The organism is Rhizobium sp. S96, from assembly GCF_030382195.1.
In the GTDB taxonomy this organism is placed as follows: Bacteria; Pseudomonadota; Alphaproteobacteria; order Rhizobiales; family Rhizobiaceae; genus Rhizobium.
Window position 1 is genome coordinate 153,751 of the sequence record NZ_JAUDRY010000006.1, and the last position, 12,906, is coordinate 166,656.

A 12,906-nucleotide genomic window follows, 5' to 3' on the forward strand; every position below is an offset into this window, starting at 1 on the left:
CCATGAGACGCATCCTTCCTACCATCGCACACCGCTTGGCGATCCTCTGCTACATCGTCTTCGCGCTGTTCCCGCTTTTCTGGCTGCTGAAGGTGTCGGTCACGCCGAACGACCTTCTCTATTCGGAAGGCGTACGCATGTGGCCATCGCGGACGACCTGGGAGCACTATTCCTTCGTCATCCAGCACAGCTCATTTCCGACCTTCTTCAAGAACAGCCTGATCGTGTCGGCCTCGACCGCGGTCGTCGTCACCATCTGCGCATCGCTGTCGGGCTACGCCCTGTCTCGCTTCAATTTCCGGGCGAAGTACTGGATCGTGGCGCTGATGCTGCTCACGCAGATGTTCCCGCTCGTCATGTTGGTGGCGCCGATCTTCAAGATCCTGACGCCTCTGCACCTGACCAACAGCCTGACGGGCCTTGTCGTCGTCTACACCGCCTTCAACGTGCCTTTCGCGACCTTCCTCATGCAGTCGTTCTTCGACGGCATTCCGAAGGATCTGGAGGAAGCGGCGATGATCGACGGCGCCACGCAGTTCACGGCCTTCCGGCAGATCATCCTGCCGCTGACCCTGCCGGGGATTGCCGCGACGCTCGGTTTCGTCTTCACGGCCGCATGGAGCGAACTGCTCTTCGCGTTGATGCTGATCAACGGCAACGACGCAGCAACCTTCCCGGTCGGACTTCTGACCTTCGTCTCGAAATTCTCGGTCGACTTCGGACAGATGATGGCAGCGGGCGTTCTCGCACTCATCCCGGCCGGTCTCTTCTTCCTTCTCATCCAGCGCTATCTCGTCCAGGGCCTGACGGCCGGCGCGGTCAAGGGTTAATCACATGGCATCGATCGACATCCAGAACGTCAAGAAGGCCTACGGCCACGTGCAGGTCCTGCAAGACGTGGACCTCAAGATTCAGGACGGCGAGTTCGTCGTCCTGGTCGGCCCCTCCGGCTGCGGCAAGTCCACGCTGCTGCGCATGATCGCCGGCCTCGAGGAAGTGACATCGGGCGAGATCCGCATTGCCGGAAACCGCGTCAACGAGTTGCACCCGAAGGACCGCGACATCGCCATGGTGTTCCAGTCCTACGCGCTCTACCCGCACATGAATGTCGCGGGCAACATGAGCTACAGCCTGAAGCTGCGCAAAACGGCAAAGGACAAGATCGCGAGCGCCGTTGGTGCGGCAGCCTCAAAGCTCGGCCTCGACCCCTTGCTGGAACGTCGCCCGAAGGCGCTCTCCGGCGGCCAGCGCCAGCGCGTCGCCATGGGCCGCGCTATCGTGCGCCAGCCGAAGGCCTTCCTCTTCGATGAGCCGCTGTCGAACCTCGACGCCCGCCTGCGCGAGCAGATGCGCGCCGAGATCAAGAAGCTGCACGGTGATCTGAAGGCGACTTCGATTTACGTGACGCACGACCAGATCGAGGCCATGACACTGGCCGACCGTATCGTCGCCATGCACGGCGGCGTGGTCCAGCAGGTTGGCAGCCCGCTCGAGCTCTACGATCGCCCTGCCAACCTGTTCGTGGCTGGCTTCATCGGTTCGCCCGGCATGAACTTCCTGGAAGCGACTTACACCGCTGGCGGTATCAAGTTGAAGGACGGAACGGTCGTTGCCCTGCCCGCACCCCTGTCTCTCGCCGACGGCGCCAAGGTGACGCTCGGCATTCGACCGGAGCACGTGCAGCTCAACGCAGATGGCAACGGCATCCAGGCCGGCGTCGAACTCATCGAGCCGACGGGCTTCGGGATCATCCTGCATCTGTCGCTGCATGGCCTGCCGTTCAAGATCTTCACGCAGAACCGCGAGGCGTTGTCGGCGGGGCCGCAGGTGACCGTGACATTCCCTGCCCAGCATCTGCACGTCTTCGACGACAGCGGAAAGCGGGTCGGCTGAGGCTTGCCAGCCTGCGCCGGGGTATCGGCGTAGGCTACATTTCTTCTGCGAGTGCAGACCGTAGCGCTTGTACCTGCCGGTTCAGCGCCTCGAACTGAGCCGGCGTCATCCCTGCGCGCGCAACCAGCGTTTCGCCAAGGCAGTTGCTTCTGACCAAAAGGTCGCGGCCGGCGGTCGTCAACCACACGTGAACCTGACGCTCGTCGGTCGTGCTGCGGCGACGTTCGACGAGACCTGCCTGTTCCATGCGCTTCACCGGCGGCGTGATCGTGCTCGATTCCAGAGACAGGCGATCGGCTATCGCGCCAACCGTCATGCCATCGTTTTCTCCAAGCACACTGAGAACCAGATACTGCGGGTAGGTTATACCCATTTTATCGAGCATCGGCTTGTAGGTGCGGTTGATCGCAATGCTTGCGGCATAGAGCGAAAAGCACAGCTGATCGTCCAGCGGGACGGTCTTTGAGTGGGCCATGAACGGCCTCCTGATGTTTCATCCTTAATATTCGTACCACGAAAAATGATATCGCGATAATCTTTTCTATGGACAGGCCCGGGAAAACCCGCTACCTATCTCGTTATCGCGATAACAACTATCGCGGCATAAATCGGATGGAGATCACGATGAGCCAGTCGAACACCGAAGCTACCCGCCGCACCGTCATGACCGCCGGCCTCGGCATTGCCGCTGCCGCGGTCGCAGCACCCCTTGCCTCGACCGCCCAGGCGGCGACGAAACAGCACGCGAAAGCCGAGGAAACCATGAGCAGCGGCACCATCACGACCAAGGACGGCACCGAGATTTTCTACAAGGACTGGGGAACCGGTCAGCCTGTCGTATTCCATCACGGCTGGCCTTTGAGCGCCGACGACTGGGATGCCCAGATGCTGTTCTTCCTGAACCAGGGCTATCGGGTGATCGCCCATGACCGCCGTGGCCATGGCCGGTCGAGCCAGACGGCTTCGGGCAACGAGATGGATACTTATGCGGCAGATGTCGCAGCGCTCGTTGCGCATCTCGATCTCAAGGATGCCATCCACGTCGGCCACTCCACAGGCGGCGGTGAAGTTGCGCGCTACGTCGCCCAGTATGGCGGCAAGGGCAGGGTGGCCAAGGCAGTGCTCATCGGCGCCGTTCCGCCCGTGATGGTCAAGTCCGCCGCCAACCCCAGCGGTCTGCCGATCGAAGTCTTCGATGGCTTCCGCACGGCGCTCGCAGCAAACCGCGCCCAGTTCTTCTACGACATCCCGGCCGGCCCGTTCTACGGCTTCAATCGCCCGGATGCGAAGGTGTCGCAGGGCATCATCAACAATTGGTGGCGCCAGGGCATGATGGGCGGTGCGAAGGCGCATTACGACTGCATCAAGGCCTTTTCCGAAACAGACTTCACCGAAGACCTGAAGAAGATCGAAGTGCCGGTCCTAGTGATGCATGGCGACGACGATCAGATCGTACCGATCGCCGATTCAGCCCTGCTGTCGGCCAAGCTGCTGAAGAACGGCACGCTGAAAGTCTACAAGGGCTTCCCCCATGGCATGGCGACCACCCATGCCGACGTCATCAACGCCGACCTGCTCGCATTCTTCAAGGCCTGAGCCAGCTCAAGCACATCAAACGGGAACGCCCTCAACGGAGGGCGTTCTCTTCGTTTTTGCGAGAGCAGGATTGCCGCTCTGGAGCAACAATCAGACTGCCGATCACGCCGATTTTTCCTGTGATTTTTCTGTGCCGCCCTATATCGCTATCGGGAGGAACGAACATGTCACCCGAATGGCCAATGTTCATCATGCAGTGCATTGTCCTCGCAGCGCTGGCGGGCGTTTTCGTCATAAGAGGCGAGGGGGACTGAAGCTCAAGCTTTGACGACCATCATTTTTCCTTGACGAAAACGTTGGCCTCAACCGCCGCGGCGATAAACGCACGCCTTGCCTCGACGGCAGGGCGCTTTCCTTCCAGAACCTCCAGGCAGATCTTCCGGGCATCGCGCAATTGCTTGCCCGCAACCACCGGCCATTGCCCACGCAGGACGGCCATCGCCTCACTCGTACTACCGATCGTCTCGAAGGCACCGGTTTGCGGTGACGTGTAGGAAATCGGTCGGCTCCACTTTTTCGTATCCATAGCGCATACCTCTCGCGAGACTAACGCAACGATAGGGATGCCGTTCCAAACTTTCCCACGACTATTGGATGTACGACACGCAAGCGAGGGCAGGGCAATTGACCTTGCCCTGCGACTGGAGCCTGCCACTACCCACCGAGACGGCTTGCGCTCACCTTCAACGGTGTTCCCGGCTCGTCGACGGCACCATCGGCTTGATGGCTGGCGCGATAGGACCGCTTCTGCTCGTACATGGCGAGATCGGCCCGTCGGACCATCGCCTCGATCGTTTCACCGCTCTCGCTCGTCGCCGCCCCTACGGAAATGCTGAGCGGCGCATTGGAGTAAAACTGGTTGTTGATCTTCAGGAGCTCGTGAATGGTTTCGACCATGGCGGTGGCCGCCTGCTTGTCCGCGCCGGGCATGAGAACGGCAAATTCGTCGCCGCCGATGCGTGCGGCATGGTCAGGCGCAGTCACGACACCATTCAACACTTCGCCAAAACGGCGAAGCAATGCATCGCCAGCGTCGTGACCGAGCTGATCATTGTTGGCCTTCAGCCCGTTCAGATCGATAATGACGGCCGAAACCGGGCGGAGCGACTTCCGCTCAAGCCTGTTCAGCTCATCCATGTAGAAGGCACGGTTGTGCAGCTTTGTCAGGACGTCGTGCTTGCCCAGATACTCGAGATAGGCCTCAGCCTTCTTGCGCGCGGTGATATCCGTCAGCGCGACCTGCACGAGTGACCAGTCGTCTTCATGTCCCGGCAGGACCGAAAACTGCAGCAAAACGAAGCGCTCAGAACCATCCAGCGCGTAATTGATCACTTCGCGCTGGTGGAAGAGGTTTCCATTCCAGAGTTCGATCAGTTGCTCGCGAAAGTGCTTTTCCATGTCGTCGCGGAAGATATCGCCGATGCGCTGGAACAGCGTATGCCGGTCCGGGGCACAGAAAAGCCCGAGCGTCGCCTGGTTGATATCGACGACCCTGATCTCGCTCATGCACTGGCGCACGAATTCCGGATGAACGTCCGTGAAAACACGAAAATCGACGATGCCGCGATTGCGCACATCGGTCAGCAGCGCCTTGATATGACTGAAGTCCTCGACCCAGAGCGACACCGGAGAATGCTCGAATATGCCTTCGGCATAGCGCCGGTTCTCACGTTCGGCGCGTCGTGCCTCTTCGCGATCCGTCACATCCTCGGTTGTGAGGAGCAACTTGCCAAGGGTGTGTTCATAGCCCGGCAGCACAGCGCCGCGCAGCTGAATATCCAGCCGCCGACCGGAAAGCGTATAGTTGACGGCACTGCCGCTGAACTCGGTCTTTCCTTCAAAAAGTGCGGCCAGTTCGTTGACATGGCTTTCCAGCATCTCGTCGCGAAAGACGCTGGAGAGGTTTGCCGTCAGATGGTCCACATCGTCCGCTTCGAACAGCTCGAGCGTCTTGCGGTTGACCTTGAGAACACGGATCTGCCGAGAACATGCCGCAACGCGACTGACGTCCTCCCTTAGGAACGCCCTGATATCCTCGACACCGTCGGCCCGCCAGCGTTCAAGCTGCTCCTTTACCCCGCTGAAATCCTCGAGCCACATGGAGATTGGCGCCAGATCAAAAATGTCGAGATCGGAGGCAATGCTTGTCATCAGGTCATGTCTCTCGCTGCAATCGGCATTGGGTGCACGGCCCGCGTCCGTGCACCCATCCGCTAACTCATCGGCTTTTAAGGCTGATTCGTAAATCGCAGTTTGAAGACAAAGTTATGGCGGCAGGTTGCTACCGCCCTCTCAAGCGCTCCGAAAGAGCTTCCAGCGGGTCGGGCGGAAGGCGATGCGATTGCGGTCGAGACCATCCGCCTGCGTTGGCGGCAGCTCGATCTCGATCGGCGGATGATCCCTGCCGATATTGACCTCGATATGCCGGGTGCCGGCGACACGACGGCTGCTCGTCAAAAGCCCGGCGATGCAGCCACCGCAGCCGTCACGCAGCTCGATGTCATGAGGACGGAAGTAGAGCTGGGCCTCGCCATCCGGCTGCCCCTCCGCCTTCAAGCCGAGCGGGCGATCCTCGAACCAGATCTCCCCACCGGTAATCTTGACCTGCAGACAGTTCGACTGACCGACGAAACCGAACACGAAGGGCGAATTGGGATTGTCGTACACCTCGTCGGGCGTGCCGACCTGCTCGATCGCGCCCTGGCTCATGACCACAACGCGGTCGGCGAGTTCCATCGCCTCGTCCTGGTCATGCGTGACGAAAACCGTCGTGTGCCCGGTCCTGTCGTGGATTTCGCGCAGCCATTTGCGCAGATCCTTGCGAACCTGCGCGTCGAGCGCCCCGAAGGGCTCGTCGAGCAACAGCACATTGGGCTCAACGGCCATCGCGCGAGCAAGGGCGACGCGTTGCCGCTGGCCGCCGGAGAGCTGTGTCGGATAGCGCTTCTCCAGACCGCCAAGCTGCACGAGCTCGATGAGTTCAAGGGCGCGCCGGCGGATCTCCGCCTTTGGCGGCCGGCGGGAGGCATGCCGAACCTTCAGGCCAAAGGCCACGTTGTCGAGCACGGTCATGTGGCGAAACAGGGCGTAGTGCTGGAACACGAAACCGATATTCCGTTCCTGCACGGTCTTTTTCGAAGCATCCTCGTCGCCGAAGTAGATCAGGCCCTCCGTCGGGCTCTCGAGACCGGCAATCAGGCGCAACAAGGTCGTCTTGCCCGAACCGGAAGGCCCAAGCAGCGCAATCAGCTCGCCGGAGCGAATATCGAGCGACACGTCATGCAGAGCCGGAAACCGCTCGAATTCCTTGCGCAGGTGTTGAACGCGAACTTCCATTCTAGATCCTTCAGTGCCGCCGGCTGGCGGCGATTTCGTCGCTGTATCGCATTTCGAGCAGCGTCTTCAGAACAAGGGTTACAAGCGCCAGCAACGCAAGCAAGGTGGCGACGGCGAAGGCTCCGGTGAAATTATACTCGTTGTAGAGGATTTCCACCTGCAGCGGCATCGTGTTGGTCTGTCCCCGGATGTGGCCTGAAACCACCGAGACAGCACCGAACTCGCCCATGGCGCGGGCGTTGCAGAGCAGCACACCGTAAAGCAGGCCCCATTTGATGTTGGGCAGCGTCACATGCCAGAAGGTTTGCCAGCCGCTGGCGCCGAGCGAGATCGCCGCTTCTTCGTCGCCCGTGCCCTGTTCCTGCATCAGCGGGATCAGTTCGCGCGCGACAAAGGGAAAGGTGACGAACATCGTTGCCAGAACGAGGCCCGGCACCGCGAAGAGGATCTTGATGTCATGCGCGCTAAGCCACTGCCCGAGATGGGTGTTGGCGCCGAGCAGCAGGACGAAGACCAGGCCCGAGATGACAGGAGACACCGAAAACGGCAGGTCGATCAGGGTCGTCAGAAACGCCTTGCCCTTGAACTCGAACTTGGCGATCGCCCAAGCGGCGGCAACCCCGAAGACAAGGTTCAGAGGCACGCTGATGCCGGCAACGATCAGCGTCAGCCGGATAGCCGAGAAGGTCTCGGCATCCTGCAGCGCAGTGAGAAACGCTCCCAGACCTTTGCGAAAGGCCTCCACGAAGACCGCTGCAAGCGGCAGCAGCAGGATCAGCGTCAGAAAGACCAGCGAAACGAGAATGAGCGTCCAGCGTGCAACCTTGTGCTCGGTCACGACCGAGCGAACCTTTGCAGCCGGCGCAAGCCCAGTATCAAGCGCCATAACCATACCTCCGCCTGCTCCAGCTCTGGATGAGGTTGATGACAAGCAGCATCACGAAGGACAGAACCAGCATCACGGCTGCAATCCCTGTTGCGGCCGCATAGTTGTATTCCTCCAGCTTGATGACGATGAGCAGCGGCGCGATCTCCGATTTGAACGGCAAGTTGCCGGCAATGAAGATGACCGAGCCGTACTCGCCAACACCACGCGCAAAGGCGAGCGCGAAACCGGTGAGCACCGCCGGCGCAAGCCCGGGCAAGAGAACCCGGAAGATCGTCTGCAGACGATTGGCACCCAGCGTGGCGGCGGCTTCCTCCACTTCCTTGTCGATCTCCTCCATGACAGGCTGCACCGTGCGCACGACGAAGGGCAGGCCGACGAAGACAAGGGCAACAACGATGCCGACCGGCGTGAAGGCGATCTTGATGCCAAGCGGCGTCAGGAACTGCCCGATCCATCCGTTCGGGGCGTAAAGGGTTGCAAGCGCGATACCCGCAACCGCGGTCGGCAGGGCAAAGGGCAGATCGACCATGGCGTCGATCACGCGCTTGCCGGGGAAGCGATAGCGCACAAGCACCCAAGCAAGAACGATGCCGAACACGGCATTGACACAGGCTGCGGCAAAGGCGGTGCCGAAGCTGATACGCAGCGCGTTCAGCGTTCGCGGATCAAGCGCAATCGCCAGGAATTTCTCCCAGCCGAGTTCGCTCGACCGCCAGGCAAGGCCAGACAGCGGGATGAGGATAAGCAGGGTGAGCCAGGTCAACGTAAGACCGAGCGCCATTCCAAATCCTGGAATGACGCTCGGCCGTCTGAACCGCCACCGCGTGGGGCTATGTGCTTTCATGCTGCGTATTATTGGGCCGGCTTGTAGATTTGGTCAAATACGCCGCCGTCTCCGAAGAACTTCGGCTGGGCTTCCTTCCAGCCACCGAAGTCGTCGATGGTCGCAAGCGTCAGCTTGGGGAACCGGGCGATATCGGCTGGGTCGGCCGCTTCCGGCTTGATCGGGCGATAGAAGTGCTTGGCAGCAATCTTCTGGCCTTCATCGGCATAGAGGTAGTTGAGGTAGGCTTCGGCGACCTTGCGCGTGCCCTTCTTGTCGACATTGCCGTCAACGATGGCGACCGGCGGATCGGCGCGGATCGAGAAGCTCGGGGTCACGATCTCGAACTGGTCGGGGCCAAGTTCTTCAAGCGAGAGATAGGCTTCGTTTTCCCAGGCCAGCAGGACGTCGCCGAGGCCGCGCTGAACGAAGGTCGTGGTCGCGCCGCGGGCACCGGTATCGAGAACCGGAACGTGCTGCAGCAGCTTGGTGACATATTCCTGCGCCTTGGCGTCATCGCCACCATTGGCCTGCTTGGCCCAGGCCCAGGCCGCCAGGAAGTTCCAGCGGGCGCCGCCGGAGGTCTTCGGGTTCGGCGTGATGACCTGAACGTCATCCTTCACCAGATCGGCCCAGTCCTTGATCCCCTTCGGATTGCCCTTGCGGACGAGAAAGACGATCGTGGAGGTATAGGGCGTCGAATTGTTCGGGAACTTGGTCTTCCAGTCAGCCGGGATCTTGCCGGTCTTCTTGGCGATGGCATCGATGTCGCCTTCAAGCGCGAGCGTCACCACGTCGGCATCCAAACCGTCGATGACCGAACGGGCCTGTGCGCCGGAACCGCCGTGCGAGGCCTGTATCGTCACCTTCTCACCGGTGTCCTTTTCCCATTTCGCAGCGAAGGCGGCGTTGAAATCCTTATACAGCTCTCTCGTCGGATCGTAGGATACATTGAGAAGCGTCTGGTCGGCGAATGCGGGCGCGACAGCCCCGATCGCGACACTACCTGCCAGAACCGCGGCTGCGAGGAGCCGGGTGATCCGTATTGACTGCATGGAAACCTCCTTCGTTTATACCCAAACTCTACCAACTTGGTCGTATAATGAAACGAAGATTGTTTCTGTTCCGCACGGGCCTCCTAGAATTGAGTCCCATTTCAAATGGCCTTTCGGAATGATTCTTCCGGCATCCCCGACCAGCCCGCCGGGGCACGGTGAAGCAATCGCCCGGCCCAAACACGCACCTGTCACATTTTGCATACAGCCGAATCATTCGGTTTCACTTATAAAGTGCGAAGCGCTTGCACGCGTCTGGATTAGATAGCGCCCACTCTTGAAACCAATGGGTCATTGCATGTCTTTGAAAGCCGCCATCCTCGCATCCGCCGCTGCCCTGGCAGCCATCTCCACGGCGCAAGCCGCCGACGCCGTTGTTGCCGCAGAGCCGGAACCGGTCGAATATGTTCGCGTCTGCGATGCTTACGGGACAGGCTATTTCTACATTCCAGGCACAGAGACGTGCCTGCGCATGGAAGGCTACATTCGCGTCGAGGAGCGGTTTGGCCACGATGAATCCGAACCGTCGGACTGGTCGTCCTGGACGCGCGCCCAGGTCACGTTCAGCTCGAAGAGCGATACCGAATGGGGAACGCTCACCGGCCTGATCACCCTGCGCAACGAGGCGGAGAACGCCTCGGACTTCGACCCGACGCTCGACGAAGGTTATATTGACATCGCCGGCTTCCGGTTCGGCATGCAGTACAGCTGGTGGGATGACGACCCGAGCGGCGAAACCGACGTCGTTGCCAGCAACGAAACCAACCACAATTCGATCCGCTATCAGTACGAAGGCAGCGTCTTCACCGCGGGCGTTTCGCTCGACGAACTCGAAGACGAATACGCCACCAAGCCCGGCGAAGGTCCGAACGATCTCGGCATCGCCGCGCAGGTCTCGTTCAAGGCCGGCGGCTTTCAGGGCTACCTGCTCGGCGGCTATGATACGGATACGAGCGAGGGAGCGATCCGCGCTATCCTCTATGCCGAGCTCGGACCGGGCCAGCTTGGCCTCTATGGCGTATGGGCAAGCGGCGCCAACTACTACTACGAGGAATCGGAGTGGACGGTCGGCGCGCAGTACGAATACAAGGTCAACGACAAGTTGACCCTCATTCCCGGCGCGCAGTATTTCGAGAACGTTGCGCTCGACGCCGATGGCGAAGGCTTCAGCGGCGGCAATGCCTGGACCGGCGGCATAACGGTGAACTACAAGATCGTTGAAAACCTCGCGACGCGCCTGAGCCTCCAGTATCACGACGAGGAGGAAGGCGACGACCAGGTTGAAGGCTTCCTGCGTTTCCAGCGCGATTTCTAAACACCACAAGGACCGGCAGCGCCACGCTTGAACCCGTGTGGTGCTGCCGATCCATTTCTGAGCATTTTACCAACCCACGAGCAAAAGCCTCCGATTCGGAATTGAACCTGGCCGCGGTTGCGTCCTATAACCCTTCCCACATGCCGCTCGACTCGAGCCGGCGCCATGGGAGGAAACAGCATGACCAAAGTCCGTGCGCTGGTGCTCGAACGCCAGCATGAACTCGCCTTGCGCGACATCGATCTGCCGCTGGAAACGGGCCCCGGGCAGGTGAAGATCAAGATCCACACGGTCGGCGTTTGCGGGTCCGACGTTCACTACTACACGCACGGCAAGATCGGCCCCTTCGTCGTCAACGAGCCGATGGTCCTTGGACACGAGGCGGCAGGCACCATCGTCGAGGTCGGCGCCGGCGTCACACACCTCAAGATCGGCGATCGCGTCTGCATGGAGCCGGGCATTCCCGATCCGAACTCGAAGGCCAGCCGCCTCGGCATGTATAACGTCGACCCGGCCGTGACGTTCTGGGCAACCCCGCCGATCCACGGCGTGCTGACACCCGAGGTCGTGCATCCGGCCAACTACACCTTCAAACTCCCTGACAATGTCAGCTTCGCCGAGGGCGCGATGGTCGAGCCCTTCGCCGTCGGCATGCAGGCAGCAACCAAGGCCAAGATTGTCCCCGGCGACACCGCTGTCGTGCTTGGCGCCGGCCCGATCGGAACCATGGTCGCCATCGCGGCGCTTGCCGGCGGCTGCGCCCGGGTCATCGTTGCCGACCTCGCACAGCCCAAGCTCGACATCGCCGCGAAATACCAGGGCGTCATTCCGGTCAACATCCGAGAGACGGACCTGAGCAAGGAAGTGGCCCGCCTGACCGACGGCTGGGGCGCGGATGTCGTCTTCGAGTGCTCCGGCTCGCCGAAGGCTTGGGAGACGGTCATGGAACTGCCGCGGCCCGGCGGCGTCATCGTCGCTGTGGGACTGCCGGTCAATCCGATCGGCTTCGACGTATCGACCGCATCCACCAAGGAAATCCGTATCGAGACGGTGTTTCGCTACGCACACCAGTACGAACGCTCGATCGCGCTGCTCGGCTCCGGCCGTGTCGACCTGAAGCCGCTGATCTCCGCGACCTTCAGCTTCGAAGAATCGATCAAGGCGTTTGATCGTGCGGTCGAAGCGCGCCCCAGCGACGTGAAACTGCAGATCATGATGGAATAGGCCTGAAGTGGCTGCCTTTTGGCAGCCACTTTCTCACGCTGCAGGCGAGATCAGATAGTCCTCATCATGAAGACCTCGGTGTGTTTCATGCTGTCAGGGATCGGGTAGAACGGCTGGCAGCGGGCGAACGCGAAGGACTCGTAGAGCGCAACCGCCTCCTTCATGTAAACCGTGGTGGCAAGTAGGACCGTTCGCCGCTGCCCCTTTTCGATCTCGCCCATGACCGTGCGCATGAGCGCGCGGCCGATGCCCTTGCCGCGATATGCGGGATCCACGTAGAACTTGTGGAGTTCGGTGGCGTGGTCGTCAAAGGGTGAAAAGGCGAGACATCCAGCGGGCATCCCATTCCAGGTCGCGATGAATAGGGCCGCATCGGCCGCCATGAATTTCGCCGCCAGGGTTTCGCTGGTATCTGTGTGATACATGCCGAGCACGAGATCCGGCGAGAGACCATGCGCCTCGCTCTGGAGCGCATCCCATTCAGCAAACGTCCGGCAAAATGTCCCGGCGATCTCGAAATCCCGCCGATGCTTCGCATTGGAGATGGAAATCATGCCATGCTCCCCTGACCGCGAAATGATGTGCCGTCATACCATGCCAAGGTACAAGTGGCCAAATGCACAACGTTGCGGCCTGTAGAGCGGGGACGAGGCGGGAGTAACAATTCAATTAAGTCAATCAGTTGAGTGACAATTCTCCTCTTCTGCGTCCTCACGGCCGCACGTCGTGCTATTGTTGCTCTGTCCTGTTGTCGGATACCCCGCAAGGCGTTGCG

13 protein-coding genes are annotated in these 12,906 nt (G+C 60.6%); 5 read left to right on the plus strand and 8 right to left on the minus strand.

Features of this window, described 5'->3' with window-relative positions; translation table 11 throughout:
- Positions 1 to 2 precede the first annotated feature (2 nt).
- Together QTL94_RS08405 and QTL94_RS08410 are read left to right on the plus strand one after the other, a co-directional pair.
- Positions 3 to 830: a carbohydrate ABC transporter permease gene (locus tag QTL94_RS08405; protein WP_065692745.1), complete on the plus strand. Its 828-nt coding sequence runs from the start codon at positions 3 to 5 to the stop codon at positions 828 to 830.
- Positions 831 to 834: 4 nt separating this feature from the next.
- Complete coding sequence (locus QTL94_RS08410; protein ID WP_065692744.1) at positions 835 to 1,893, plus strand: ABC transporter ATP-binding protein; 1,059 nt, start codon at positions 835 to 837, stop codon at positions 1,891 to 1,893.
- Between the two features lie 34 nt (positions 1,894 to 1,927).
- On the opposite strand, the gene QTL94_RS08415 is transcribed toward QTL94_RS08410, so the two are convergent.
- Positions 1,928 to 2,368, minus strand: a complete 441-nt coding sequence (locus QTL94_RS08415; RefSeq protein WP_065692743.1) for a MarR family winged helix-turn-helix transcriptional regulator — start codon at positions 2,366 to 2,368, stop codon at positions 1,928 to 1,930.
- A 287-nt stretch (positions 2,369 to 2,655) separates the two neighbouring features.
- Here QTL94_RS08415 and QTL94_RS08420 point away from each other — a divergent pair, with 287 nt between their 5' ends.
- On the plus strand, positions 2,656 to 3,489 hold the full coding sequence (locus QTL94_RS08420) for an alpha/beta fold hydrolase (protein WP_244499540.1): 834 nt from the start codon (positions 2,656 to 2,658) through the stop codon (positions 3,487 to 3,489).
- 274 nt (positions 3,490 to 3,763) lie between these two features.
- On the opposite strand, the gene QTL94_RS08425 is transcribed toward QTL94_RS08420, so the two are convergent.
- From QTL94_RS08425 to QTL94_RS08450, 6 genes are all read right to left on the minus strand, one after another.
- Positions 3,764 to 4,015, minus strand: coding sequence for a DUF982 domain-containing protein (locus tag QTL94_RS08425; RefSeq protein ID WP_065692742.1), 252 nt, complete (start codon positions 4,013 to 4,015; stop codon positions 3,764 to 3,766).
- Between the two features lie 128 nt (positions 4,016 to 4,143).
- Positions 4,144 to 5,640 carry a sensor domain-containing diguanylate cyclase gene (locus QTL94_RS08430; RefSeq protein ID WP_065692741.1) on the minus strand — a complete coding sequence of 499 codons (1,497 nt, stop codon included), beginning with the start codon at positions 5,638 to 5,640 and terminating at the stop codon, positions 4,144 to 4,146.
- Between the two features lie 141 nt (positions 5,641 to 5,781).
- Positions 5,782 to 6,825: a sulfate/molybdate ABC transporter ATP-binding protein gene (locus QTL94_RS08435; RefSeq protein WP_065692740.1), complete on the minus strand. Its 1,044-nt coding sequence runs from the start codon at positions 6,823 to 6,825 to the stop codon at positions 5,782 to 5,784.
- 10 nt (positions 6,826 to 6,835) lie between these two features.
- Positions 6,836 to 7,711 (minus strand): sulfate ABC transporter permease subunit CysW, encoded by an 876-nt coding sequence (gene cysW, locus QTL94_RS08440; protein ID WP_065692739.1) that lies wholly within the window; start codon positions 7,709 to 7,711, stop codon positions 6,836 to 6,838.
- Positions 7,701 to 8,558, minus strand: coding sequence for a sulfate ABC transporter permease subunit CysT (gene cysT, locus QTL94_RS08445; RefSeq protein WP_065692738.1), 858 nt, complete (start codon positions 8,556 to 8,558; stop codon positions 7,701 to 7,703). Before cysT ends, cysW begins: the two co-directional genes overlap by 11 nt.
- An 8-nt stretch (positions 8,559 to 8,566) precedes the next feature.
- Positions 8,567 to 9,592, minus strand: coding sequence for a sulfate ABC transporter substrate-binding protein (locus tag QTL94_RS08450; RefSeq protein WP_065692737.1), 1,026 nt, complete (start codon positions 9,590 to 9,592; stop codon positions 8,567 to 8,569).
- 298 nt (positions 9,593 to 9,890) lie between these two features.
- Between QTL94_RS08450 and QTL94_RS08455 the strand changes: the two genes are divergently transcribed.
- Both QTL94_RS08455 and QTL94_RS08460 read left to right on the plus strand, forming a co-directional pair.
- Entirely contained in the window at positions 9,891 to 10,907 is a 1,017-nt protein-coding gene (locus QTL94_RS08455; RefSeq protein WP_289801225.1) for a porin, read from the plus strand.
- 180 nt (positions 10,908 to 11,087) lie between these two features.
- Positions 11,088 to 12,131, plus strand: coding sequence for an NAD(P)-dependent alcohol dehydrogenase (locus QTL94_RS08460; RefSeq protein WP_289801226.1), 1,044 nt, complete (start codon positions 11,088 to 11,090; stop codon positions 12,129 to 12,131).
- 50 nt (positions 12,132 to 12,181) lie between these two features.
- Here QTL94_RS08460 and QTL94_RS08465 read toward each other — a convergent pair whose 3' ends face one another.
- The gene (locus QTL94_RS08465; protein WP_289801227.1) at positions 12,182 to 12,685 is read right to left on the minus strand and encodes a GNAT family N-acetyltransferase; all 504 of its coding nucleotides are present in this window, start codon (positions 12,683 to 12,685) and stop codon (positions 12,182 to 12,184) included.
- Positions 12,686 to 12,906: the final 221 nt, after the last annotated feature.

What these genes read in the sequence shown, in the direction of transcription:
- QTL94_RS08420 (WP_244499540.1), top strand. Translation starts at nt 2,656, where the DNA reads ATGAGCAGCGGCACCATCACGACCAAGGACGGCACCGAGATTTTCTAC.
- QTL94_RS08430 (WP_065692741.1), bottom strand. Translation starts at nt 5,640, where the DNA reads ATGACAAGCATTGCCTCCGATCTCGACATTTTTGATCTGGCGCCAATC.
- QTL94_RS08415 (WP_065692743.1), bottom strand. Translation starts at nt 2,368, where the DNA reads ATGGCCCACTCAAAGACCGTCCCGCTGGACGATCAGCTGTGCTTTTCG.
- QTL94_RS08410 (WP_065692744.1), top strand. Translation starts at nt 835, where the DNA reads ATGGCATCGATCGACATCCAGAACGTCAAGAAGGCCTACGGCCACGTG.
- QTL94_RS08455 (WP_289801225.1), top strand. Translation starts at nt 9,891, where the DNA reads ATGTCTTTGAAAGCCGCCATCCTCGCATCCGCCGCTGCCCTGGCAGCC.
- QTL94_RS08405 (WP_065692745.1), top strand. Translation starts at nt 3, where the DNA reads ATGAGACGCATCCTTCCTACCATCGCACACCGCTTGGCGATCCTCTGC.
- QTL94_RS08450 (WP_065692737.1), bottom strand. Translation starts at nt 9,592, where the DNA reads ATGCAGTCAATACGGATCACCCGGCTCCTCGCAGCCGCGGTTCTGGCA.
- cysW (WP_065692739.1), bottom strand. Translation starts at nt 7,711, where the DNA reads ATGGCGCTTGATACTGGGCTTGCGCCGGCTGCAAAGGTTCGCTCGGTC.
- QTL94_RS08460 (WP_289801226.1), top strand. Translation starts at nt 11,088, where the DNA reads ATGACCAAAGTCCGTGCGCTGGTGCTCGAACGCCAGCATGAACTCGCC.
- QTL94_RS08425 (WP_065692742.1), bottom strand. Translation starts at nt 4,015, where the DNA reads ATGGATACGAAAAAGTGGAGCCGACCGATTTCCTACACGTCACCGCAA.
- cysT (WP_065692738.1), bottom strand. Translation starts at nt 8,558, where the DNA reads ATGAAAGCACATAGCCCCACGCGGTGGCGGTTCAGACGGCCGAGCGTC.
- QTL94_RS08435 (WP_065692740.1), bottom strand. Translation starts at nt 6,825, where the DNA reads ATGGAAGTTCGCGTTCAACACCTGCGCAAGGAATTCGAGCGGTTTCCG.
- QTL94_RS08465 (WP_289801227.1), bottom strand. Translation starts at nt 12,685, where the DNA reads ATGATTTCCATCTCCAATGCGAAGCATCGGCGGGATTTCGAGATCGCC.